This is a genomic window from Streptomyces thermovulgaris (assembly GCF_002155915.1).
GTDB classification, from domain to species: Bacteria; Actinomycetota; Actinomycetes; order Streptomycetales; family Streptomycetaceae; genus Streptomyces; species Streptomyces thermovulgaris.
Map to the genome: position 1 here is coordinate 1 of NZ_MUME01000034.1, position 22,925 is coordinate 22,925.

A 22,925-nucleotide genomic window follows, 5' to 3' on the forward strand; every position below is an offset into this window, starting at 1 on the left:
CGAAGTCCATGGCCACCGTGGTGGTGGTCTTGTCCCCGGTGTGGGTGAGGTCGTCGATGCCCGCCGAAGCGGACGTCATGACGGCCTCCGTGCGCAGCGGGTTGATCTCCGAGACGGCGCCGACGAACGTGGTCTTGCCCACGCCGAAGCCGCCCGCCACCACGATCTTGGCAGAGGTGGTCGCCCGACCCGTGTCAGAGCTTGCGAAGTCCACTGAGCACCCTTTCGAGCAGCGTCACATCCGGTGCGCCACCGTTGTTCTCGTCGCCGCCCGGCTGGTGGATGGCCACCAGGCCGGCTTCGGCGAGGTCCGCAACGAGGATTCGTGCCACACCCAGCGGCATGGCGAGCAGTGCCGACACCTCGGCCACCGATTTCACCTCGCGGCACAGGTGGCAGATCCGCTGGTGCTCCGGGAGCAGTCCCATCAGCACTGCCGGGTCGGCCGTGGTGCTGACCAGGGCCTCGATGGCGAGCTGGTAGCGCGGCCGGGTCCGGCCGCCGGTCATCGCATACGGACGCACCAGCGGCTGTTCGCCCTCGTCCCCGTACGACTCCGCGTACGGATCATGAGAGGCGGTGGGCGGGGTCATGAATCCTCCGGGCTGGACAGCAAGTCGGTCAGTCAAGCCGTCTGACGAGGCCGGTGGGGGGATCGGGGCGGCCGGACGGTGTTGTGGTCAGGTGGGGGTGGTACCGGGGCCGGTCAGCGGAGCAGACTGCCCTGCAGCTCGGCGCGCAGGTCGGGCGTGAGGACATCCCCTGCACGGTCGACGAGCAGCGCCATCTCGTAGCCGACGAGGCCGATGTCGCACTCGGGGTGCGCGAGGACCGCGAGGGACGAACCGTCGGAGATGGACATGATGAAGAGGAATCCCCGCTCCATCTCCACGACCGTCTGCGCCACATTGCCGCCCTCGAAGATCCGGGAGGCCCCGGCGGTCAGCGAGGTCAGACCGGAGGCGACGGCCGCGAGCTGGTCGGCGCGGTCGCGCGGAAAGCCTTCGGACATCGCCAGAAGCAGTCCGTCGGCCGACACCACGACGGTGTGGGACACCCCCGGGGTGTTCTCCGCGAAGTTGGTGATCAACCAGTTCAGGTTCTGTGCCGCCTGGCTCATCTGGCTCAACTAACGCTCCTGCTGGTGAGTGGGGAAGCTGCCCGTCCGGCCGTGACCGGCCTGACGGCCCTGTGCGATGCCCCGACGGAGATTGGTCAGCCGGCCGCGCACGTCGTCGGGCGCACGCGAGACCTGCGGACCGCTCTGGTGCGGTTGCTGCTGAGCCGTGCCCGGGACGAGGTTCGCCCTCGGCACCCGGCGCGGCAGACCGGAGGTGGTGACACCACCCGAAGTCGGCTTCCTGACCCGCTCAGCCTGTCGCATCAGCTCGTCGTTCGGCGAGCTGCGCCAGGCGGGGGCGGCGTTCCGCTGGGGAGCGGAGGACTGGGGCGCGGCGGCTTGCGGCTGCTGCGCGGCCGGGGCCGGCGACGCGGCGCTCTGCTGCTGCCGGCGACCGCGGAACCAGTCGGTCTCCAGGGTGTCGTACAGCGGCGTACCGACGTCACCGCTGCTGCTGGGGGCCGGCGGCAGGGCCCAGTTGTCCTCGGGACGCCGCTGCGGGGTGCCCGCACCGGCCTGCGCCGGACGGGCGGCGTCCTGCTGCGGCTGCTCGGGCCGGCCCGCGGAGGCGGGGTCCGGGCGGCCCGGCAGGGAGCGACGGGCGAGAGCACCGCCGCCCTGGCCCGGCTGGGCGTACTGGCCGGTGGAGCTGTTGTCGTAGCCCTGCTGCTGGGCGTACTGGCCGGTGGAGCTGTTGTCGTAGCCCTGCTGCTGGGCGTACTGGCCCGTGGAGGCGTTGTCGTGGCCCTGCTGCTGGGCGTCGAACCGGCCCGGCCGGGCGGGGGCGTTCTGGCCGGCCGGCCCGAAGACGTCCGAACGGACGAACTGGCCCGTGTTCGGCGCGCCGCCCGCACCCGGACGCGGGGCGTCGAAGTCGGGACGGGGTATCTCCGCGGTCGAGCCCGGACCCTGCCGGTCGTCGATCCGGGGCATCTCCGCCGTCGAGCCCGGACCCTGGCGGTCGTCGAACCGGGACGCCCGGGGGGAGGGCGCCCTGTCCTGCTCGTCGTGGCCGCGCGGTGCGTCCAGGGCGGCCCGGCCGCCCGCGCCCCGGTCTCCCCAGCCCTGCGACGGCCCGTTGCCGCCCGGCAGCTCGGCACGCGCACCGCCGCGCTGCTGCAGCTGCGGCTGGCGGGCCTGACCGGCGCCGCCCGCCTGCTGCGGGGCGGCGGCATCACGGGCGCCGCCACCGAAGACGTCCTGCCGCTGTCCGCCGGCGAAGCCCTGCGGGGCGGCGGGCGCCTGGCCGCCGAAGCCGCCGGCCGCGCCCGCCGGGGCCGGACGGCCCTGCTGCGGCCGGCCCGGACCCTGCGGCCCGCGCTGCGGTCCCGGCCCGCCGGGACCGCCCGGGCGGCCCGTGCCGGGCAGCGCGGCCCGCGGACCCTGGCCGGCACCGAGCCGGCCGGGGCCGGACGCGCCCGCCCCCGAGGAGCCGCCGCTCATCTGACGGCGCGCCGCGGCGGCTCCGGCAGCCGCGGCCGCGGCCGCCGGACCGCCGGAGGGACGGCCGCCCGAGGAGCCGCCGGCGCCGCCCACGGCCGGCCTCTTGTTCTGGGTGACGTCGACGGGCAGCATGACCAGCGCCGTCGTGCCTCCGGAGTCGGAGGGACGCAGCTGGATGCGGATGCCGTGCCGCTGGGACAGACGGCCGACCACGAACAGACCCATGCGGCGGGAGACCGACACGTCCACGGTGGGCGGGTTGGCCAGCCGCTCGTTGATCGCGGCGAGGTCCTCCGGCGACAGACCGATACCGGTGTCGTGGATCTCGATCAGCACCCGCCCGTCGGGCAGCGCGTGACCGGTGACCTTGACCTTGGTCTGCGGCGAGGAGAACGAGGTCGCGTTCTCCAGCAGCTCGGCGAGCAGGTGCACGAGGTCGTTGACCACACGGCCGGCGACCTCGGTGGGCGGCACCGCGGACAGCTCGATGCGCTCGTACTGCTCCACCTCGGACGCGGCGGCACGGAGCACGTCGACCAGCGGGACCGGGCGGGTCCAGCGGCGGCCGGGCTCCTCGCCCGCGAGGACGAGGAGGTTCTCGCCGTTGCGGCGCATGCGCGTGGCGAGGTGGTCGAGCTTGAACAGCGAGGCCAGCTGGTCCGGGTCGGCCTCACGGGACTCCAGTTCGGAGATCAGCGACAGCTGGCGCTGGATCAGACCCTGGGAGCGACGCGAGAGGTTGGTGAACATCGCGTTGACGTTGCCCCGCAGCAGGGCCTGCTCGGCGGCGAGACGGACCGCCTCGCGGTGCACCTCGTCGAAGGCCTCGGCCACCTGGCCGATCTCGTCCCGGGAGTGCAGACCGACCGACTCCACGGACGTGTCGACGTCCTGCGGGTCCGACTCCGACAGCTGCTTGACCAGCTCGGGCAGACGCTCCTGGGCGACCTTGGTGGCCGTCTCCTGGAGCCGGCGCAGCGAGCGGATCATGGAGCGGGCCATGACGAAGGCGCCGACCAGCGACACGCCGAGGACGATCAGGATCAGCGCACCGGAGATGATGGCCTCGCGCTCGGTGGCGTTGCGCAGCTCACGGGCCTTCTGCTCCATCTCCTCGAGCAGCGTGTACTCGATGTTCTTCATCTGCTGGAGCTTGGTGGAGCTGTCGTCGACCCAGTCGAGGTAGGAGCGCTTGTCCGCCTGCTTCAGACCGTCGCGGCTCTCCAGGACGCGCTTGGCGTAGGTGTCCGCGGCCAGGATGGTCGGGTTGCCCTCCCCCATGGGCTTGATGAGTTCCTCGGCCTCGTCGCCGTAGATGTTGCGGAAGCTGTTGAGGTCCGAGGTCTGGCTCTCCAGCGCCGCCTGGGCGTACAGGCGGTCGTTCTCGGAGAGGCGGCCGGCCGAGGTGTTGTTGGCCGGCAGCGCGGCGGCGATCACGGCGCGCTGGATGGAGGCGTACTCCTTGGCGGAGGAGAAGGCGGCCAGGGCGCGGGTGCGCTGAATCATCTCCGGGCTGTTGGTCGCCTGGGCCATGTCCTGGGACAGGGAGAGCAGCCCGGTGATCAGCCGGTGGTACCGGTCCACCGTCCGGGACGCGTTGTCCTTGTCCTGGTACGCGTCCTTGCGGATCTTGTTGAGCTCGTTGAGGTCGCTGACGATGCCGACGATGGTGTCGCGGACGCCCAGCAGGTTGCCGTTCTTGCTGGCGGCGTCGATCTCCTCGGACGCGGAGATGAAGTTGTCCCGGGCCCGGTCCGTCTTGGCCCGGATGCCCTTGACGGCGGTCGCGCTCGCCGTGGAGCGGTTGGCCAGCGGTCCGGCGGTCTGGTCGCGCTCCTCCTGGAGCGCGGCGGCCAGCTCGGTGGCCTGCTTGGTCATCTCCGCCAGCAGCTTGATGTTGTCCAGCTGCTGGATGTCCTCCATGTTCTGGTCGATGCGCAGCGCACCCAGCGTGGTCGCGGCGACCACGGGGAGCGCGAGCAGCGAGACCAGACGGGTGGAGATGCGCCAGTTGCGCATCGCCAAGCGCGAACTCGGGTTGATCAGGCTCTTGGCCGGCTTGGGTGTCGAAGCGGGACTCGGCGGGGTCGACCCGCCGGCCGCGCCGGGGCGGTCACCGCCACCGCTGTCGCCGGCCGGGCCGGGGCCCGGGTTCTGGGCGTGCTGGGGCGAGGAACCACGGTCGGTCCCGCCGTGCGGCTCCGGCTCGGCCGAAGCGCTGCCATCCCTCTTGAAACGTCCCTGCACTAGCGTCGCAACCTCTGGACCAGGCGCCCCTCCGCGTCGACGGAAGGACGGTGTCGGCGTGTGGGGAGCGTCCTGAAACGTTCCCCTCGGTGGTCGTGAATTGACCGGCGCTGGCTCCCCCTTCCCGCCGCCACTCAGCGCTGTTTGCGCCCTGCGCGCCGGTGTGATCCTGCGGCGGTCCGTGGCATTCCAGCACAGTGGCGGATCTGCAACAAGGCGTGAGGGGCAGGCTGTGACTTCTGTGACACTCGGTCATCTTTCGATCACCCTGCGTGGAAAGGTATCTGACTCATAAGGGGCATATCTCTGCGTACCCGCGAGTCGTAAGAGGTGTCCCAGTCGCCATGATCGGGAGCGGAATGGCGGCTTCAGCGACTAATTGTCCGTTTTTGGGGGCGGGGATCGCGTCGAGAAAATGCCCGGTTTGCCGCTCTGTTCGTGAGCAAACTCACATCTGAATCACGGGCTCTTCACGACTTCGGCCGGGAATTGAATGTTTAGCCTGACGTTTTACAGAGTTGGCACTACCGACAACCCGGCGCGGGACTTTTTCGACACCCGGCGCCCGTACAGACGAGGTCTCGTACAGCTGTGAAGACGACGATGATGTTCCGCACCATAGCCAACCCCCGGCGCACCACGCTGTCGCACCTCACGGATGCCGGTGCCCTGCGGACGCCGGAGCGGCCGGAGCACTCCGTCTCCCTCCCCTCCCGGACCGCCAACCCCCGGCGCACCGTCCTCACGGACGTGCCGGTCGCGACCACTGCCGCCGAGTAGTACGCGGGCCGGCCGCGGAATGCTCACGGCAGCCGGCGAAAAGGCCGGCGGACGGACCGCCCGCGGCCGGAACGGTTCAAAAAGCAGGGGCGTCCCGCGTCCGGGACGCCCCTCCTTCGTGTCCGTGCGCCGTGACGCACGAGGCCCGGACCCCCTGGCCGCGTTAGCCTGGAGCGTCAGACTCCAGTCGCTCATGTCAAGGGACCAAGCAACCCGTGCGCATCGCCAGGTTCTCCATCGACGGGAACGTCGCCTTCGGCGCGGTCGAGGGCGACCAGCCGGACGAGCTCGTCCTCGACATCATCAAGGGCATTCCGTTCACGGACTTCGAGCTCTCCGGCACGCGGGTGCCGCTGAGCAAGGTACGGCTGCTGCCGCCGGTGCTCCCCAACAAGGTCGTCGCCTTCGGCCGCAACTACGCCGAGCACGCCCGTGAGCTCGGCAGCGAGGTGCCCGACGCCCCGTTCGCCTTCTTCAAGCCCGCCACCTCGGTGATCGGCCACGGGGACCCCATCCAGTACCCCCCGTTCTCCCAGGAGCTGCACCACGAGGCCGAGCTGGCCGTGGTCATCGGCCGGATGTGCCGCGAGGTCCCGCGCGAGCGCGTCAAGGACGTGATCTTCGGCTACACCTGCGCCAACGACGTCACCGCCCGCGACGTCCAGCGGCGCGAGGCGCAGTGGGCCAGGGCGAAGGGCTTCGACACCTCCTGCCCGCTCGGTCCCTGGGTGGAGACGGACATCGACATCACCGCCGCGGCCGATCTGACCATCCAGCTCACGGTCAACGGCGAGCAGCGGCAACTGGGCCGCACCAGCGAGATGATCCACCCCATCGAGGATCTGATCGTCAACATCTCCGAGGCCATGACGCTGCTTCCCGGCGACGTGATCCTCACGGGCACCCCGGCAGGGGTCGGCCCCCTGAACGTCGGCGACGAGGTCGCCGTCACCATCGAAGGTATCGGCACTCTCACCAACAAGGTTGTCAAGCGTGACTAGCGCACCCTCCCCCCTGTCCCCGGCTTCGCACGAGCAGGAGGCCCCCCGGACCCCCGTACGCGTCCGTTTCTGTCCCTCGCCCACCGGGAACCCCCATGTGGGCCTGGTCCGCACCGCCCTGTTCAACTGGGCGTTCGCCCGGCACCACCAGGGCACCCTGGTCTTCCGCATCGAGGACACCGACGCCGCGCGCGACTCCGAGGAGTCCTACCGGCAGCTGCTGGACGCGATGCGCTGGCTGGGCCTCGACTGGGACGAGGGACCCGAGGTCGGCGGCCCGCACGCGCCGTACCGCCAGTCGCAGCGCATGGACATCTACCGGGACGTCGCCCAGAAGCTGCTGGACGCCGGCTACGCCTACCACTGCTACTGCTCCCAGGAGGAGCTGGAGAGCCGCCGTGAGGCCGCCCGCGCCGCCGGCAGGCCCTCCGGCTACGACGGCCACTGCCGGGACCTGAGCGCCGAGCAGATCGCGGAGTACAAGGCCCAGGGCCGCGCCCCGATCGTCCGCTTCCGCATGCCCGACGAGACGATCACCTTCACCGACCTGGTCCGCGGCGAGCTGACCTTCAGCCCGGAGAACGTCCCGGACTACGGCATCGTCCGGGCCAACGGCGCCCCGCTCTACACGCTGGTCAACCCGGTCGACGACGCCCTGATGGAGATCACCCACGTCCTGCGCGGCGAGGACCTGCTCTCCTCCACCCCGCGCCAGATCGCGCTCTACAAGGCGCTGATGGACCTCGGCATCGCCAAGGGCATCCCCGAGTTCGGCCACCTGCCGTACGTGATGGGCGAGGGCAACAAGAAGCTGTCCAAGCGCGAGCCGCAGTCCTCGCTGAACCTCTACCGCGAGCGCGGCTTCCTGCCCGAGGGCCTGCTCAACTACCTCTCCCTGCTCGGCTGGTCGCTCGCGCCCGACCGGGACATCTTCTCCCTGGAGGAGATGGTCGCGGCCTTCGACGTCAAGGACGTGAACCCCAACCCGGCCCGCTTCGACCTGAAGAAGTGCGAGTCGATCAACGGCGACCACATCCGCCTGCTGGATGTGAAGGAGTTCACCGAGCGCTGCCGCCCGTGGCTGCAGCCCCCGTTCGCCCCCTGGGCCCCGGAGGACTTCGACGAGGCCAAGTGGCAGGCGATCGCCCCGCACGCCCAGACCCGGGTGAAGGTCCTGTCCGAGATCACGGACAACGTCGACTTCCTGTTCCTGCCGGAGCCGGTCGAGGACGAGGCGAGCTGGAACAAGGCGATGAAGGAGGGCTCCGACGCCCTTCTGCGCACGGCCCGCGAGAAGCTGGAGGCCGCCGACTGGACCTCCGCCGAGTCCCTGAAGGAGGCCGTCCAGGCGGCCGGCGAGGTCCACGGCCTCAAGCTCGGCAAGGCCCAGGCCCCGGTCCGCGTCGCCGTCACCGGCCGCACGGTCGGTCTGCCTCTCTTCGAGTCCCTGCAGGTCCTGGGCAAGGAGAAGGCGCTGGCCAGGATCGACGCGGCACTGGCGAAGCTGACGGCGCGGACGGCGTAGGGCAGCACGGACAGCACAAGCCGGCGCAGGACGGCGCAGACGGCGCGCAGAGCAGCGCATCCGCACGCCAGGGGCGGCACCCGGTCCGGGTGCCGCCCCGCGTGCTGTCCGGCCGAGGACGGCCCCTGCCCGGCCGGCCCTGGCGTACCGTCGGTGGCATGCGGATCAAAGCCGTGCTCTGGGACGTGGACGACACCCTCTTCGACTACACCACCGCCGACCGCGTCGGCATGCGGGAGCACCTGGTGGCCGAGGGACTGCTTCAGGCCCACGGAAGCGTGGAGGAGGCCCTGGCACGCTGGCGGCGGATCACCGACGAGCAGTGGGCGCGGTTCGCGGCCGGGGAGGTGTCCTTCGAGCAGCAGCGACGGGACCGGGTGCGGGTCTTCCTCGGCCGGCCGGAGCTGAGCGACGACGAGACCGAGGCGTGGTTCGAGCGGTATCTGAGGCGCTATGAGGCCGCCTGGGCGCTCTTTCCGGACGTGCTGCCCGTCCTGGACTGCCTCACCGGTGTCTACCGGCACGCGGTGCTGTCCAACTCCAACCTGCGGGTCCAGGAGCACAAGCTGCGCGCCCTCGGGGTGCGCGACCGCTTCGAGGTCGTGCTGTGCGCCGCCGAGCTCGGCGTGGCGAAGCCGGAGGCCCGGGCGTTCCACGCCGCCTGCGAGGCGCTGGAGCTCGCTCCGCGTCAGGTGGCGTACGTCGGCGACCACCCGGAGATCGACGGGCGGGGAGCCGCCGAGGCCGGGCTGTTCTCCGTCTGGATCGACCGTGACGGTGCGTGCGCCGCCCCTGCCGGGGACACCGGTCCGCGCCGGATCACCTCGCTCGCCGAACTGCCCGGCCTCCTCGGCACGGATATGAGTTTTGGCGCCCCGCCCGCCTTCAGGTAATGTTCTTCCTGCGCCGCGGGGCACGGGCCACCGGCCCGGAACCGGAGGCGCTATCCTAGAACAAGAACCCCTGGACAGGGGCTTGCGTTCCAGTGGCCTATGGTGTAATTGGCAGCACGACGGATTCTGGTTCCGTTAGTCTTGGTTCGAGTCCAGGTAGGCCAGCTCGCAGAGCTCATCTGCACCCCGCGGATCATTATCCGCAAGCCCCCGTTGTGTAGCGGCCTAGCACGCTGCCCTCTCAAGGCAGTAGCGCCGGTTCGAATCCGGTCGGGGGTACGGATCCTTCGGGATCAAGGCCCCCGTTGTGTAGCGGCCTAGCACGCCGCCCTCTCAAGGCGGTAGCGCCGGTTCGAATCCGGTCGGGGGTACTCAACAAAATGAAATGCCTTTGGTCTATGGTGTAATTGGCAGCACGACGGATTCTGGTTCCGTTAGTCTTGGTTCGAGTCCAGGTAGACCAGCTGATCTGCGGAAACGCATGATCTGCGCCCCCGTTGTGTAGCGGCCTAGCACGCTGCCCTCTCAAGGCAGTAGCGCCGGTTCGAATCCGGTCGGGGGTACACGGATGGAAAGGCCCTCCCTCGGGAGGGCCTTTTCGATGTGTTCGCGGTCATTTCCCGTCGAACCGGCGGCGCGACTCCTCCGCCTCCGCGAGCCGGCGCAGGCTGAGCAGCACCGGCTCGTACAGCACCGTCAGCGCCACCGCGGCCTCCACCTGCTCGTCCGGCGTTCCACAGCGCTCCACCAGGTCCAGGTCGCTGACGGCGATCCGCTCCGCGGCACGGGCATACGGCTCCAAGTGCTCGACGTCGCACGGGTAACCGAGCCGGGACAGGGCGGCGATCGCGGTCACCAGCATCCCGTAGGCCGGTGCGGCCGAAGGCCGGTCGCAGGCGTTGTCGCGGTGCCAGCCGAGCCGCTCCATGAGCGCGTCGGCGGTGCGCCGGGCCGCTTCGGTGGCCTGGTCCGTCTCGTCGGGCTCCGGGCCGTGCGGCAGGGCCCAGGTGGCGGTGCCCAGCCGCTGGTGGAGATCCATCCGCTCGTCCTGCAGGGCGGCGATCACCTCACGGGCGGAGCTCACCGGGATCCGTCCCACCTGGATCAGGGCCCGCACCAGCCGCAGGCGCCGCAGATGCCCCTCGTCGTAATCGGCCTGCGTGGCCGTGACACGGCGGCCGGGGTGCAGCAGCCCTTCGCGCAGATAGAACTTGATCGTCGCGGTGGAGACGCCGCTGCGCGCGCTCAGTTCCGCCAGTCGCATGTCCGTGCCGGTCCTTTCCCTCTTGCGGCTCTCGTTGGAGAGTGTCACTATCCTAAATAGATAGTGAAGCTATCCGACGACTCCGGGCGATCGGGAGCGATCGAGGATGGGGGATGTCATGAGTGCCGAGCCGATCAAGGGGCGCATGGCCGCGGCCGGCGAGCGGGACGTGGTGGTCCTCCTCATCGGAATGCGGATCAACAGCTTTGCCGCGGTGCGCAGTTGGTGGCCGGTGGCCAGGGCCATGAGGCCGATGCTGGCGGAGCTGTCCCGCGATCCGGACAGCGGTCTTCTCGGGTACCGGATCCTGCTGGCCGGGCTCCGTGAGGTGCAGCTGGTGCAGTACTGGGAGTCCAAGGAGAAGCTCTTCGCCTACGCCGCCGCGCCCGACAGGAGCCACCACCCCGCCTGGGCCGCCTTCAACCGGCGGCTGCGGGAGGGAAAGGGCGGGGTCGGCATGTGGCACGAGACCTATGTCGTCCCGGCCGGTTCCTATGAGGCCATCTACGTGAACATGCCCGAGTCCGGCCTGGGCGGGGCCCTGGGAGTCGTACCGGTCGCCCGCCGGGGAGACCGCGCGGCGGCCCGTCTGCGCATCTCCTGAGCGGGCGCCGCGGACCCGCGTACGGGCCGGAAGAAGGCGGAAGAAGGCGAAGGCGGGGGAGGAGCGCACAGGGGCGCACGGCGGAAGGGAACGGGGCCGTCCCCGCCGGAGCCGGGCGGGACCCCTCGGCCCGGCGCAGCGGGCGGGGACGGCGGCGGATGCCGGATGCGGGCCCCGCCGGCCGCCGGAGCCCGCTGCTCGGGCGGCCGCGGCCGGAAGGCCGAAGGGGGGCAGAGCCGGCGCAGGTGCAAGGGGCGCAAGGGCCGTCGGATTTCCGTCCGGAGGGCCTGCCGCGGCGTTGAGGCCGGCCCTCCGTGCGGTGTGTGCTGAGGGTGCGTGCGAGAGGGTCAGCCGGAGCGGCGGAGGGCCTCGGAGAGCCGGGCGGCGGCGTCGAGGACCGCCTGGGCGTGCAGACGGCCCGGATGACGCGTGAGGCGCTCGATGGGGCCGGAGACCGAGACCGCGGCCACGACGCGGTTGGAGGGGCCGCGCACGGGTGCGGAGACGGAGGCGACACCCGGCTCGCGCTCGCCGATCGACTGGGCCCAGCCCCGGCGCCGCACACCCGACAGGGCCGTCGCCGTGAAACGGGCGCCCTGCAGGCCGCGGTGGAGGCGCTCCGGCTCCTCCCAGGCCATCAGGACCTGCGCCGAGGAACCCGCCTTCATCGTGAGCGTGGAACCGACCGGGACCGTGTCCCGCAGACCGGACAGACGCTCCGCCGCGGCGACGCAGATGCGCATGTCGCCCTGGCGGCGGTAGAGCTGGGCGCTCTCGCCGGTCATGTCCCTCAGATGCGTGAGCACCGGGCCGGCGGAGGCGAGCAGGCGGTCCTCGCCCGCTGCCGCGGCCAGTTCCGCCAGACGCGGGCCGAGGATGAACCGGCCCTGCATGTCGCGCGCCACCAGGCGGTGGTGCTCCAGTGCCACGGCCAGCCGGTGGGCCGTGGGCCGTGCCAGTCCGGTGGCCGCGACCAGACCCGCGAGGGTGGCCGGACCGGACTCCAGGGCGCTCAGGACGAGAGCTGCCTTGTCCAGAACGCCGACGCCGCTACTGTTGTCCATGCAACGATACTTGCGTCTCACTCTGTGAAACGCAAGTTCAATTTTCCATGGAACACGTCACTCTGTAACCACCACAGGGCTTGCGGACCGGACGGGTTCGCGACGGTTGCCCGGTCTTGGGGAACCGGGCGCCGCATCCTCAAGATCTCTAGTGTGGTCGGCGCCCCTGGCGTCCGGCCGGAGGGAAAGCGATGGGTAGGACACTCGCGGAGAAGGTCTGGGACGACCATGTCGTCCGGCGCGCCGAGGGCGAGCCCGACCTTCTCTACATCGATCTGCATCTGCTGCACGAGGTGACCAGCCCCCAGGCCTTCGACGGCCTGCGCAAGAGCGGACGCACCGTGCGCCGGCGCGATCTGACCATCGCCACCGAGGACCACAACACCCCGACGATCGACATCGACAAGCCCATCGCGGACCCGGTCTCCCGCGCCCAGCTGGAGACCCTCCGCAAGAACTGCGCCGACTTCGGCGTCCGGCTGCACCCGCTGGGCGACGTCGAGCAGGGCGTCGTCCATGTCGTGGGCCCGCAGCTGGGACTGACCCAGCCGGGCATGACCGTCGTCTGCGGCGACTCGCACACCTCCACGCACGGCGCCTTCGGCGCGCTGGCGTTCGGCATCGGCACCTCCCAGGTGGAGCATGTGCTGGCCACCCAGACCCTGCCGATGGCCCGCCCGAAGACCATGGCGATCACCGTCGACGGCGAACTGCCCGAGGGCGTCACGGCCAAGGACCTGATCCTGGCGATCATCGCGAAGATCGGCACCGGCGGCGGCCAGGGCTACATCCTGGAGTACCGCGGCTCCGCCATCGAGAAGCTCTCGATGGAGGCCCGCATGACCATCTGCAACATGTCGATCGAGGCCGGCGCCCGCGCGGGCATGATCGCCCCGGACGAGACCACCTTCGAGTACCTCAAGGGCCGCCCGCACGCCCCCCAGGGCGCCGACTGGGACGCGGCCGTCGAGTACTGGAAGACCCTCAGGACCGACGACGACGCCGTCTTCGACGCCGAGGTCGTCATCGACGCCTCCGAGCTGGCCCCGTTCGTCACCTGGGGCACCAACCCCGGTCAGGGCGCGCCGCTTTCGGCGTCCGTCCCCGACCCGGCTTCGTACGAAGACCCCTCGGAGCGCCTGGCCGCCGAAAAGGCCCTGGAATACATGGGGTTGGAGGTCGGACAGCCGCTGCGCTCCATCAAGGTGGACACCGTCTTCGTAGGCTCCTGCACCAACGGCCGCATCGAGGACCTGCGCGCCGCCGCCGAGGTCCTCAAGGGCCGCAAAGTCGCCGACGGCGTACGGATGCTGGTCGTCCCCGGCTCCGCGCGGGTCGGTCTGCAGGCCGTCGCCGAGGGCCTGGACGTGATCTTCAAGGAGGCCGGCGCCGAGTGGCGGCACGCGGGCTGCTCGATGTGTCTGGGCATGAACCCCGACCAGCTCGCCCCCGGTGAGCGCTCCGCCTCCACCTCCAACCGCAACTTCGAGGGCCGGCAGGGCAAGGGCGGCCGTACCCACCTGGTCTCCCCGCAGGTCGCCGCCGCCACCGCGGTCCTGGGCCACCTGGCCTCCCCGGCCGACCTGTCCGACGTCGACACCCCCACGCCCGCTGGAGTCTGAAAGATCATGGAAGCCTTCACCACCCACACCGGCCGGGCCGTCCCGCTGCGCCGCAGCAACGTCGACACCGACCAGATCATCCCCGCCCACTGGCTCAAGAAGGTCACGCGCGACGGGTTCGAGGACGGGCTGTTCGAGGCCTGGCGCAAGGACCCCGAGTTCGTGCTCAACCGCCCCGAGCGGCAGGGCGCCACGGTCCTGATCGCCGGCCCCGACTTCGGCACCGGCTCCTCCCGCGAACACGCCGTCTGGGCGCTGCAGAACTACGGCTTCAAGGCCGTGATCTCCTCCCGCTTCGCGGACATCTTCCGCGGCAACTCGCTGAAGAACGGCCTGCTCACGGTGGTCCTGGAGCAGAAGACCGTGGACGCGCTGTGGGAGCTCACCGAGCGGGACCCCGGGGCCGAGGTGACCGTCGACCTGGTCGACCGGGAGGTGCGTGCCGAGGGCATCACCGCCCCCTTCGAGCTGGACGAGAACTCCCGCTGGCGGCTGCTGAACGGGCTGGACGACATCTCCATCACCCTGCAGAACGAGGCCGACATCGCCGCCTACGAGGCCAGGCGCCCCTCCTTCAAACCGCGCACCCTGCCGGTCTGATCCGGCGCCCCGGCCGGTGCCCGACGGCCGGGCCGGGACCCGATCCGGCGCCCGCATACGTCGAGTTTCGGCCACCGCAACCACCCCGCCGTACCCCCGATCGCCACGATCGGGGGTACGGCCGTTCCGGGGTCCGTGCCCCTTGCAACGTCACCGCTTTCACCCCCAACTTCCCACTTCAGGAGGCTTGTTGACGGGATACGGGGGGTCCGGGTCCTTGGTCGGCGAAGGTGCCGGAAGGGTTGTTTGAGGCGGTAGTTGCCCCCCAGCGCAGGCGACAACTCGCCCCAGATGGCACAATCTGTGCATGGACAACGACGGCCAACTCGAGCTCTATACGGCGGTCGCGGCCCAACTCAAGGAAGCGCACACCAGGGTGCGCGCACTGCAAGTCCCGGAGGGCGTGCGCATGGCGCTGACCCGGAAGCTTCTGGCCATTACGGCCATGGCCAAGCGTGATCTTGTCGGCGCGAGAAGGCATCTGGAGAGGTTCACGGAAGACCTCGACAAGAGCCGAATCCCCGGTGAGGAAGGCTGAACAGCCCGAGACGAGACCGTTGAGTCCGTTGCGTCACAAGGGTGATTAGCCCGTTTCATGTTTGATTTGCGGTATATATCCGCCTAACGTGCGAAAAGGCTTGAACACTTTCGTTCTGGCAGGGTCTCCGAAGGGGAAGACGTGAACAAGGCGCAGCTCGTAGAAGCGATTGCCGACAAGATGGGCGGCCGCCAGCAGGCCGCCGATGCCGTCGACGCGGTCCTGGACGCCATCGTCCGCGCGGTCGTCGCCGGGGACCGGGTCTCGGTCACCGGCTTCGGGTCCTTCGAGAAGGTCGACCGCCCCGCCCGCTATGCGCGCAACCCGCAGACGGGTGAGCGGGTGCGGGTCAAGAAGACCTCCGTTCCCCGCTTCCGGGCCGGCCAGGGGTTCAAGGACTTGGTGAGCGGTGCGAAGAAGCTCCCGAAGAACGACATCGCGGTGAGGAAGGCGCCCAAGGGCAGCCTCTCCGGCCCGACCGCCACCATCGCCAAGGCCGCCGGCAAGAAGGCCGCCGCGAAGAAGACCACGGCGGCGAAGAAGGCCGCGGCCAAGAAGACCACGGCGGCGAAGAAGACCGCGGCCAAGAAGACCACCGCCGCGAAGAAGACCACGGCCAAGAAGGCGACGCCCGCGAAGGCCGCCGCCAAGAAGACCACGGCCAAGAAGGCGCCGGCGAAGAAGGCGACGGCCAAGAAGGCCCCCGCCAAGAAGTCGACCACCCGCAAGACCGCCGCCCGCAGCTGAGAAGGTGCCCCGTGGATCGGGCCGGCTCCGGTGAGCGGTGCCCTGTGACCGAGGCGGGCGGGGCCGGTGCGCGCGGACGCACGGCAAGGAGAGGCCCTGGAGAGGGACCGGACGGGAAGCCGGCGCGCCGCGCCGGCGAGTGACGACCGCACGGCCGACGCGCGTGCCGACCCCCGCGACCCGCGGCACGATCCGAACCGCATCCCCAAGGAGGCACCGAGGTACTCACGCGCCCGGCCGGACTCCCGGGGGAGCCCGGCCCGCGGTGTGTCCGGCACCCCGCACCCGGTGGGGCCGTGCCGCACGAGTCGCACGAGCGGCCCCGGCCGGCCCGCGGTCCGGTTCACGGTTCAGAAGGTCTGCAGCGTCACCAGGGTGATCCGCAGACCGTCCCCTTCGCCCTCCGTCTCGATCCGCACCCGCTGTCCGGGGCGCAGCAGCCGCAGGCCGCCCGCGTCGAACGCCGACGCGTCGAAGGGCACCGGGGTGCCGTCGTCCAGAAGCACTTGCCCGCTGCGGCTCTCGGGGTCGTACGTGTATGCGGTCGCCTGCATGACGGCAGCCTACTGCCCCGCCGCCGGCACCCCCGCCGCTTCGTGCCTCAGCCCCGGGCGAGCGGCAGCCGCGCCGCCGCGGCGGCCGTGCGCGGCCCCACCCCGAGAGCCAGCGCCTGACGCAGATCGTCCCCGGTGTCCACGTCCCGGCGCACGGACTCCACCGCCTCCAGGAACAGTTCCACCGCCCCGGACGCCCGGTGCCGGATCCGGGAATCGGGACCGAAAGCCGGAAGCAGCGCACTCCTTGGAGCCGCCGCCAGCAAAGTCGTGCCGACCGCCGCCGAATCCGCGAGAAAGGCGCGCGGAAATTGTGCGGCCGCCCGCAGGACCCGGGCCAATTCCCCGGGCCGCAGCGCCGGAAGGTCGGCATTCAGGGCCGCAACGGGGGCCTCGGGGCGCGCGGACCGCACGACCGCCGCCGCGTGCGCGAGCGCGGCGTTCAGACCGGCGCGCGGCTCGTCGGCCACGATCCGGGCGCCCAGCGCCGCCAGTCTCCGCCCGGCCGTGCCGTCGTCCGTGACGACTGCCACATCCGCGACCGCCGGACAGGACAGCGCGGCCGCCACGGTGTCCTCGGCGAAGGCCAGGGCGAGGCCCGGCCGCAGCTCGTCGCCGACGGCCCCCGACAGCCTGCTCTTGGCCCGGTTCAAGGGTTTCAGGGGGATGACCAAGGTCCACTGCACCGGCGTTCCGTCCCTTTCGTGCGGCCGTCATTGTCCCCCCTGGCCATGGGGTCGACCGGGGGAGGGCGGGGCGCGAGGCCCCCGGCGAGGACGGTGACGGGCGACGGGCGGGCGTACGGTGTTCTCGACAGACGGGCGACCTGGGGCGACACTTGTGCGGCCCCCCGCCCCGGGTGGCAGTTCCAGGGACCATCCAGAGGAACTAGAGGAACTAGAGGAAGGTGTCCGCGTGTCCCGCCGCAGAATCGGCTTCTGGTACCGCTTCGCAGCGGTGATCTGCAAACCGCCGCTGGTGGTTCTGCTCAAGCGGGACTGGCGTGGAATGGAGAACATTCCGGCCGAGGGTGGATTCATCACCGTGGTGAACCACAATTCGTATATCGACCCCCTCGCATATGCGCATTTCCAGTACAACACCGGGCGCGTGCCGCGATTCCTGGCGAAGAGCGGGCTTTTCAAGAAAGGATTCATCGGCGCCGCGATGCGCGGCACCGGGCAGATCCCCGTCTACCGCGAGAGCACGGACGCGCTGAGCGCCTTCCGCGCCGCGATCGAGGCCGTGGAGCGCGGCGAGTGCGTCGCGTTCTATCCCGAGGGGACGCTCACCCGTGACCCGGACGGCTGGCCGATGACCGGCAAGACGGGCGCCGCACGGGTCGCCCTGCAGACCAAGTGCCCGGTGATCCCGATCGCCCAGTGGGGCGCCAACGAACTGCTGCCGCCCTACTCGAAGAAGCCCCGGCTGCTGCCGCGCAAGACCCATCACGTCCTGGCCGGTCCGCCCGTGGACCTCTCGCGCTTCTACGACAAGGAGGTGACCCCGGAGCTCCTGAAGGAGGCGACCGAGACCATCATGGAGGCCATCACCCGCCTGCTGGAGGAGATCCGCGGGGAGAAGGCGCCCCCCGTGCGCTACGACCCGCGCCGGGAGCGGATCGAGCAGCGCCGCCGCACCGAGGCGCAGATCCGGGGCAGGACCATGCCGGCCGCACGGCGGCCGGACGCGCGGAAGGCCGTGCAGGAAGAGGGGCAGGGCGCGTGAGCAAGCCGGTCAAGGCGGCCGTGTTCGGCACCGGATCGTGGGGCACGGCCTTCGGCCTGGTCCTCGCCGACGCCGGCTGCGAGGTCACCCTCTGGGCCCGCCGTGCCGAACTCGTCGACGCGGTCAACTCCACCCGGGTCAACCCGGACTACCTGCCCGGAGTCGAACTCCCGGAGAACCTGCGGGCCACGGCCGACGCCGCCGAGGCCGCCCGCGACGCCGACTTCACGGTGCTCGCCGTCCCCTCGCAGACCCTGCGCGCCAACCTCGCCGAGTGGCTGCCGCTGCTCGCCCCGGGCACGGTCCTCGTCTCCCTGATGAAGGGCATCGAGCTGGGCACCGCCATGCGGATGAGCGAGGTCATCGAGGACGTCACCAAGGTCGGCCCCGACCGGATCGCCGTGGTCACCGGGCCCAACCTCGCCCGCGAGGTCGCCGCCCGGATGCCGGCCGCCGCCGTGGTGGCGTGCACCGACGAGGAGGTCGCCCGGCGGCTCCAGAGTGCCTGTCACACCTCGTACTTCCGCCCGTACACCAACACCGACGTCGTCGGCTGCGAACTCGGGGGAGCCGTCAAGAACGTGATCGGCCTGGCCGTCGGCATCGCGGACGGCATGGGGCTCGGCGACAACGCCAAGGGGTCGCTCATCACCCGAGGGCTCGCCGAGACCACCCGGCTGGGCGTGGCGCTGGGCGCCGATCCGCTGACCTTCTCCGGGCTCGCCGGCCTCGGCGACCTGGTGGCGACCTGCTCCTCGCCGCTGTCGCGCAATCACACCTTCGGCACCAACCTGGGCAAGGGCATGACCCTGGAGGAGACCATCGCGGTCACCAAGCAGACCGCCGAGGGGGTCAAGTCCTGCGAGTCGGTGCTGGATCTGGCCCGCCGGCACGGCGTCGACATGCCCATCACGGAGACCGTCGTCAGCATCGTGCACCAGGGCAAACCGCCGGTGGTGGCCCTCAGGGAGCTGATGTCGCGCAGCGCCAAGCCGGAGCGGCGCTGAACGACGCAGCGTTTCCCGCGCTGACTCGGGCCTTGGCCAACAGGTACGCTCATCGCGATATGAGCACCGAGAACCTCCCCCAGAGCCCCGAGCAGCCGCCGCGCAAGCCCCGCGTGGCCGTCGTCTGCGGCGGCCGCAGCTCCGAACACGGGATCTCCGTGGTCACCGCGGGTGCGGTGCTGCGCGCCATCGACCGGTCCAAGTACGAGGTCCTGCCGATCGGCATCACCCAGGACGGCCGTTGGGCCCTCACCGCGGACGACCCGGCGCGCATGGCGATCACCGACCGCCGCACCCCCAGCGTCGACGAGCTCGCCGAATCGGCCGAGGGCGGTGTGGTGCTCTCCGTCGACCCGGGCAACCGTGAAGTCGTCTACACCGAGCCCGGTTCGGTCCCCAAGGCGCTGGGCGAGGTCGACGTGGTCTTCCCGGTGCTGCACGGCCCCTACGGCGAGGACGGCACCCTTCAGGGCCTCCTGGAGCTGGCCGGCGTGCCCTATGTGGGCTCCGGGGTGCTCTCCTCGGCGATCGGCCAGGACAAGGAGTACATGAAGCGGGTGTTCACCTCCTTCGGGCTCAAGGTCGGCCCGTACATGGTGATCCGGCCCCGCGAGTGGAGCCGGGACGAGACGGCCGTCCGCGGGAGAATCGTCGACTTCGCCGGCGAGCACGGCTGGCCGCTGTTCGTGAAGCCCGCCCGCGCGGGCTCGTCCATCGGCATCACCAAGGTCGACGACCTCTCGGGCCTCGACGAGGCGCTCGAGGAGGCCCGGCGGCACGATCCGAAGGTGCTCGTGGAGGCCGCGGTGCGCGGCCGTGAGATCGAGTGCGGGGTACTGGAGTTCGAGGACGGCCCGCGGGCCTCCGTGCCGGCCGAGATCCCGGCGAGCGAGTCCCACGCGTACTACGACTTCGAGGCCAAGTACATCGACTCCACGCCCGGCATCGTCCCGGCCCCGCTGACCGAGGAGCAGACCGCCGAGGTGCAGCGGCTCGCGGTGGAGGCCTTCGAGGCGGCCTCCTGCGAGGGCCTGGTCCGCGCGGACTTCTTCCTCACCGAGGAGGGAGAGTTCGTGATCAACGAGATCAACACGATGCCCGGCTTCACCCCGATCTCGATGTACCCGCAGATGTGGCAGGCGAGCGGCATCGACTACCCGGAGCTGATCGACCGCCTCATCCAGGCGGCCCTGCGCCGCTCGACGGGCCTGCGCTGACCTCCAAAGGCCGGCAGGGCCGTGCCGGCCGCGGCCCTGCCGCACAGGACGCGGCCGGTCCCGCACGGCATCCGGCCCGGCCGGGGCGCGGACGGCGCACGGCCCGTGACCGGACGGCGGCCCGGGCCCCACGGCGCCCGTTTGGCCGCACGCGTGGCCGGCCGGGCGCACCGCCGGTCCCGCCCCCGGGAGGGCTCAGTCGGCCACGCCCTCGGGAATCGTCTTCTTGATCGCCGGCGCCAGCGAGACCAGCGGCGCCATCCCGTGCGCGGAGCGTTCCACGGGGATCGTCACCTCGACGTACGCCACCCGCAGGGTCGTCGTGAAGCGAAACGATCCGTCGTCCTGCTGCTGCATCAGCCAGCCGACGCCGTTGACCTCCACGCCGTCGGCCTCCGGATCGTCCATCGCGGCGGGCCGCGGAACCCCGCAGCGCAGTATGATCGCCGGACTTCCCCAGCCCGCGGTGAGTGCGGAGGCGGGCCGGGGGTCCTCACGGCTCAGCCCGTCGACCGTCCGCGGCAGCGCCTCGTCCAGGTTCCGGCACAGTCCGGTGACCGTCGCGTCCGGGCTGGGAACCGCCACGGCGGCGCTGCCGTCGCTCGAGGAGCAGCCCACGGCGGCGGCCAGCAGGGCGAGAAGGGGCAGACCGGAAAGCCGATGACGCAAAGAGCTCACCGGCCAAGGGTAGACGGGGGCTACAGATGCACGATCGGACAGGTCAGGGTGCGGGTGATGCCGTCCACCTGCTGGACCTTCGCCACCACCATGCGCCCCAGGTCGTCCACCGTGTCGGCCTGGGCGCGCACGATGACGTCGTAGGGTCCTGTCACGTCCTCGGCCTGGAGCACCCCGGGGATCTTGCCGATCGTCTCGGCGACGGTCGACGCCTTGCCGACTTCCGTCTGGATCAGGATGTACGCCTGTACCACGGAACCTCCAGGGCGGCCACGAGGATCATGTGGGAAAAGAGAAGCCACGGTATCGCGTCGCCACGCGCCGCGGGGAGAGCCGCGAGGGCCGCGACGTACGTGCCGGGTGCAGGTAGGACAGAAGCAGTAGGGAAGCAGGACAGAAGTTGACGGTCATCCTGACCGTAACGAGGACCGCGTTGACGCGCGACCGGGAACGGACAGGGACAGAAGGGCGAAAGGGTCGAAAGGGCAATGAAGGGCACTGTTGGTGAGCTCGGCGAGTTCGGGCTCATCAGGGAGCTCACCTCCCGTCTCACCACCACCCCGGCGGTCCGGGTCGGACCCGGCGACGACGCCGCGGTGGTCGCCGCCCCCGACCGCAGGGTCGTGGCGAGCACCGACGTACTCGTGGAGGGGCGGCACTTCCGCCGGGACTGGTCCACGGCGTACGACGTGGGCCGCAAGGCGGCCGCCCAGAACCTGGCGGACATCGCCGCGATGGGCGCGGTGCCGACCGCGCTGCTGCTCGGTCTGGTCGTGCCCGCGGAGCTCCCGGTCACCTGGCCCACCGAACTGATGGACGGGCTGCGTGACGAGTGCCAGGTCGCCGGTGCCGCCGTGGTCGGCGGAGATGTGGTGCGCGGTGACACGATCACGGTGTCGATCACCGCACTCGGCGATCTGCGCAACCACGAGCCGGTGACACGCGCCGGCGCACAACCCGGCGACCTGGTCGCGGTGACCGGCTGGCTGGGCTGGTCCGCCGCCGGGCACGCGGTGCTCTCCCGCGGCTTCCGCTCGCCCCGGGCCTTCGTCGAGGCCCACCGCCGCCCCGAGCCGCCGTACCACGCGGGCCCCGCGGCGGCCGGACTCGGCGCGACCGCGATGTGCGACGTCAGCGACGGACTGATCGCCGACCTGGGGCACATAGCGGAGGCCAGCAAGGTCCGCATCGACATCCGCTCCGGCGCCATCGACATCCCCTCGCAGATGAACGACATCGGGCAGGCCGTGGGCGTCGACCCGATGCAGTGGGTGCTGACCGGGGGAGAGGACCACGCGATCGTGGCGACCTTCCCGCCGGACGTGAAGCTGCCGGCCCGCTGGAAGGTGATCGGCGAGGTGCTCAATCGCTCGGCCCTGCCCCAGGTCACGGTCGACGGGGCGCCCTGGACCAGGAAGGGCGGCTGGGACCACTTCGGAGGCATCGAGGCATGAGCGAGGCTCCTCCCCGTGTGCTGACGGTCGCGGGCTCCGACTCCGGCGGCGGCGCCGGCATCCAGGCCGACCTGAAGACGATGCTCGCCCTCGGGGTGCACGGCATGAGCGTGATCACCGCGGTGACCGCGCAGAACTCCCTCGGGGTGCAGGGCGCCTGGGAGCTGCCGGTGGAGGCCGTGCGGGCCCAGTACCGCAGCGTCGTGGACGACATCGGCGTCCAGGCGGTCAAGACCGGGATGCTCGCCTCGACGGAACTGGTCGAGACGGTGGCCGAGTTGCTCTCCACCACGAACGCGCCGGTGGTCGTCGACCCGGTGGGCGTCTCCAAGCACGGCGACGCGCTGCTGGCCCCCTCCGCGCTGGACGCCGTACGGACCGCACTGCTGCCGCTGGCGACGGTCGCCACCCCGAACCTCGACGAGGTGGCCCAGCTGACCGGCGTACGGGTTTGCTCGGAGGACCGGATGCGGGAGGCCGCCGAGGCCGTGCTGGAGTACGGGCCGGCGTGGGTGCTGATCAAGGGCGGCCATCTGACCGGGGAGCCCGGGCGGAAGGGCGGGGACCAGGCCGTCGACCTGCTCACCGACGGGAACGAGGAGCACTGGCTGCGCGCCCCCCGCCACGACAACCGGCACACCCACGGCACGGGCTGCACCCTCGCCTCCGCGATCGCCGCGCAGCTCGCGAAGGGCCAGTCGGTCCCCCAGGCCGTGACGGCGGCCAAGGAGTACGTCACCGGGGCCGTCGCGGCCGGTTTCGCGCTCGGCGGCGGCATCGGTCCCGTGGACCACGGCTGGGCCTTCGGAAAAGCGCACACGGCCGGATAGCCGCACAGG

General features: G+C 71.0%; 24 protein-coding genes and 5 tRNA genes. 19 read left to right on the forward strand and 10 right to left on the reverse strand.

Annotated features, from left to right (window positions below; translation table 11 throughout):
• The 4 genes from CCN35_RS03880 to CCN35_RS03895 form a co-directional block, all read right to left on the reverse strand.
• Positions 1–214: ATP/GTP-binding protein (locus CCN35_RS03880; protein WP_211285488.1), on the reverse strand; the 214-nt coding region annotated here is incomplete at its 3' end.
• Positions 195–593: a DUF742 domain-containing protein gene (locus CCN35_RS03885; RefSeq protein ID WP_067400760.1), complete on the reverse strand. Its 399-nt coding sequence runs from the start codon at positions 591–593 to the stop codon at positions 195–197. The genes CCN35_RS03885 and CCN35_RS03880, both read right to left, overlap by 20 nt.
• 113 nt (positions 594–706) lie before the next feature.
• On the reverse strand, positions 707–1,120 hold the full coding sequence (locus tag CCN35_RS03890; protein WP_067400762.1) for a roadblock/LC7 domain-containing protein: 414 nt from the start codon (positions 1,118–1,120) through the stop codon (positions 707–709).
• 9 nt (positions 1,121–1,129) lie between these two features.
• Positions 1,130–4,810 carry a sensor histidine kinase gene (locus CCN35_RS03895; RefSeq protein WP_086791524.1) on the reverse strand — a complete coding sequence of 1,227 codons (3,681 nt, stop codon included), beginning with the start codon at positions 4,808–4,810 and terminating at the stop codon, positions 1,130–1,132.
• A 591-nt stretch (positions 4,811–5,401) separates the two neighbouring features.
• Between CCN35_RS03895 and CCN35_RS03900 the strand changes: the two genes are divergently transcribed.
• The 9 genes from CCN35_RS03900 (at position 5,402) to CCN35_RS03940 (ending at position 9,572) form a co-directional block, all read left to right on the forward strand.
• The gene (locus CCN35_RS03900) at positions 5,402–5,590 is read left to right on the forward strand and encodes a hypothetical protein (protein WP_067395808.1); all 189 of its coding nucleotides are present in this window, start codon (positions 5,402–5,404) and stop codon (positions 5,588–5,590) included.
• 215 nt (positions 5,591–5,805) lie between these two features.
• Positions 5,806–6,591, forward strand: coding sequence for a fumarylacetoacetate hydrolase family protein (locus CCN35_RS03905; RefSeq protein WP_067395804.1), 786 nt, complete (start codon positions 5,806–5,808; stop codon positions 6,589–6,591).
• On the forward strand, positions 6,584–8,116 hold the full coding sequence (gene gltX, locus CCN35_RS03910; protein ID WP_086791526.1) for a glutamate--tRNA ligase: 1,533 nt from the start codon (positions 6,584–6,586) through the stop codon (positions 8,114–8,116). Before CCN35_RS03905 ends, gltX begins: the two co-directional genes overlap by 8 nt.
• A gap of 158 nt (positions 8,117–8,274) precedes the next feature.
• Positions 8,275–9,009: an HAD family hydrolase gene (locus tag CCN35_RS03915; protein ID WP_067395838.1), complete on the forward strand. Its 735-nt coding sequence runs from the start codon at positions 8,275–8,277 to the stop codon at positions 9,007–9,009.
• A gap of 93 nt (positions 9,010–9,102) precedes the next feature.
• Positions 9,103–9,174 (forward strand) — tRNA-Gln (locus tag CCN35_RS03920).
• Between the two features lie 41 nt (positions 9,175–9,215).
• Positions 9,216–9,288 (forward strand) — tRNA-Glu (locus CCN35_RS03925).
• A gap of 19 nt (positions 9,289–9,307) precedes the next feature.
• A tRNA-Glu gene (locus tag CCN35_RS03930) sits at positions 9,308–9,380 on the forward strand.
• 21 nt (positions 9,381–9,401) lie between these two features.
• Positions 9,402–9,473, forward strand: a tRNA-Gln gene (locus CCN35_RS03935).
• Between the two features lie 26 nt (positions 9,474–9,499).
• Positions 9,500–9,572 (forward strand) — tRNA-Glu (locus CCN35_RS03940).
• A gap of 50 nt (positions 9,573–9,622) precedes the next feature.
• On the opposite strand, the gene CCN35_RS03945 is transcribed toward CCN35_RS03940, so the two are convergent.
• Positions 9,623–10,273, reverse strand: coding sequence for a MerR family transcriptional regulator (locus tag CCN35_RS03945; protein ID WP_086791528.1), 651 nt, complete (start codon positions 10,271–10,273; stop codon positions 9,623–9,625).
• Positions 10,274–10,391: 118 nt separating this feature from the next.
• Between CCN35_RS03945 and CCN35_RS03950 the strand changes: the two genes are divergently transcribed.
• Complete coding sequence (locus tag CCN35_RS03950) at positions 10,392–10,877, forward strand: DUF4188 domain-containing protein (protein WP_201450864.1); 486 nt, start codon at positions 10,392–10,394, stop codon at positions 10,875–10,877.
• A gap of 347 nt (positions 10,878–11,224) precedes the next feature.
• Here CCN35_RS03950 and ndgR read toward each other — a convergent pair whose 3' ends face one another.
• Entirely contained in the window at positions 11,225–11,941 is a 717-nt protein-coding gene (gene ndgR, locus CCN35_RS03955) for an IclR family transcriptional regulator NdgR (RefSeq protein ID WP_067395792.1), read from the reverse strand.
• Positions 11,942–12,132: 191 nt separating this feature from the next.
• Between ndgR and leuC the strand changes: the two genes are divergently transcribed.
• From leuC to CCN35_RS03975, 4 genes are all read left to right on the forward strand, one after another.
• A complete protein-coding gene (gene leuC, locus CCN35_RS03960; RefSeq protein WP_067395788.1) occupies positions 12,133–13,563 on the forward strand; it encodes a 3-isopropylmalate dehydratase large subunit in 1,431 nt (476 codons plus the stop codon).
• 6 nt (positions 13,564–13,569) lie between these two features.
• Positions 13,570–14,163, forward strand: a complete 594-nt coding sequence (leuD, locus tag CCN35_RS03965; RefSeq protein WP_067395784.1) for a 3-isopropylmalate dehydratase small subunit — start codon at positions 13,570–13,572, stop codon at positions 14,161–14,163.
• A 307-nt stretch (positions 14,164–14,470) separates the two neighbouring features.
• On the forward strand, positions 14,471–14,701 hold the full coding sequence (locus tag CCN35_RS03970) for an SCO5555 family protein (protein ID WP_067395781.1): 231 nt from the start codon (positions 14,471–14,473) through the stop codon (positions 14,699–14,701).
• A gap of 141 nt (positions 14,702–14,842) precedes the next feature.
• Positions 14,843–15,448 (forward strand): HU family DNA-binding protein, encoded by a 606-nt coding sequence (locus CCN35_RS03975; protein ID WP_067395778.1) that lies wholly within the window; start codon positions 14,843–14,845, stop codon positions 15,446–15,448.
• Positions 15,449–15,798: 350 nt separating this feature from the next.
• Here the strand turns inward: CCN35_RS03975 and CCN35_RS03980 are convergent, their stop codons facing one another.
• On the reverse strand, positions 15,799–16,002 hold the full coding sequence (locus tag CCN35_RS03980) for a hypothetical protein (RefSeq protein ID WP_067395776.1): 204 nt from the start codon (positions 16,000–16,002) through the stop codon (positions 15,799–15,801).
• Between the two features lie 47 nt (positions 16,003–16,049).
• The gene (gene cofC, locus CCN35_RS03985) at positions 16,050–16,688 is read right to left on the reverse strand and encodes a 2-phospho-L-lactate guanylyltransferase (RefSeq protein ID WP_086791530.1); all 639 of its coding nucleotides are present in this window, start codon (positions 16,686–16,688) and stop codon (positions 16,050–16,052) included.
• Positions 16,689–16,917: 229 nt separating this feature from the next.
• Here cofC and CCN35_RS03990 point away from each other — a divergent pair, with 229 nt between their 5' ends.
• The 3 genes from CCN35_RS03990 to CCN35_RS04000 are packed head-to-tail and all read left to right on the forward strand — an operon-like array spanning position 16,918 to position 19,954.
• The gene (locus tag CCN35_RS03990) at positions 16,918–17,730 is read left to right on the forward strand and encodes a lysophospholipid acyltransferase family protein (RefSeq protein ID WP_067395770.1); all 813 of its coding nucleotides are present in this window, start codon (positions 16,918–16,920) and stop codon (positions 17,728–17,730) included.
• Positions 17,727–18,737 (forward strand): NAD(P)H-dependent glycerol-3-phosphate dehydrogenase, encoded by a 1,011-nt coding sequence (locus tag CCN35_RS03995; RefSeq protein WP_067395767.1) that lies wholly within the window; start codon positions 17,727–17,729, stop codon positions 18,735–18,737. Before CCN35_RS03990 ends, CCN35_RS03995 begins: the two co-directional genes overlap by 4 nt.
• A 59-nt stretch (positions 18,738–18,796) precedes the next feature.
• Positions 18,797–19,954, forward strand: coding sequence for a D-alanine--D-alanine ligase family protein (locus tag CCN35_RS04000; RefSeq protein WP_086791532.1), 1,158 nt, complete (start codon positions 18,797–18,799; stop codon positions 19,952–19,954).
• Positions 19,955–20,149: 195 nt separating this feature from the next.
• On the opposite strand, the gene CCN35_RS04005 is transcribed toward CCN35_RS04000, so the two are convergent.
• Together CCN35_RS04005 and CCN35_RS04010 are read right to left on the reverse strand one after the other, a co-directional pair.
• Positions 20,150–20,632: a DUF3515 domain-containing protein gene (locus CCN35_RS04005; protein WP_067395760.1), complete on the reverse strand. Its 483-nt coding sequence runs from the start codon at positions 20,630–20,632 to the stop codon at positions 20,150–20,152.
• A 20-nt stretch (positions 20,633–20,652) separates the two neighbouring features.
• Positions 20,653–20,886: an Lrp/AsnC family transcriptional regulator gene (locus CCN35_RS04010; protein WP_067395757.1), complete on the reverse strand. Its 234-nt coding sequence runs from the start codon at positions 20,884–20,886 to the stop codon at positions 20,653–20,655.
• Positions 20,887–21,120: 234 nt separating this feature from the next.
• Between CCN35_RS04010 and CCN35_RS04015 the strand changes: the two genes are divergently transcribed.
• Both CCN35_RS04015 and thiD read left to right on the forward strand, forming a co-directional pair.
• Complete coding sequence (locus tag CCN35_RS04015) at positions 21,121–22,086, forward strand: thiamine-phosphate kinase (RefSeq protein WP_067395754.1); 966 nt, start codon at positions 21,121–21,123, stop codon at positions 22,084–22,086.
• On the forward strand, positions 22,083–22,916 hold the full coding sequence (gene thiD / locus CCN35_RS04020) for a bifunctional hydroxymethylpyrimidine kinase/phosphomethylpyrimidine kinase (protein WP_067395751.1): 834 nt from the start codon (positions 22,083–22,085) through the stop codon (positions 22,914–22,916). Before CCN35_RS04015 ends, thiD begins: the two co-directional genes overlap by 4 nt.
• The last annotated feature ends 9 nt before the right edge of the window (positions 22,917–22,925 follow it).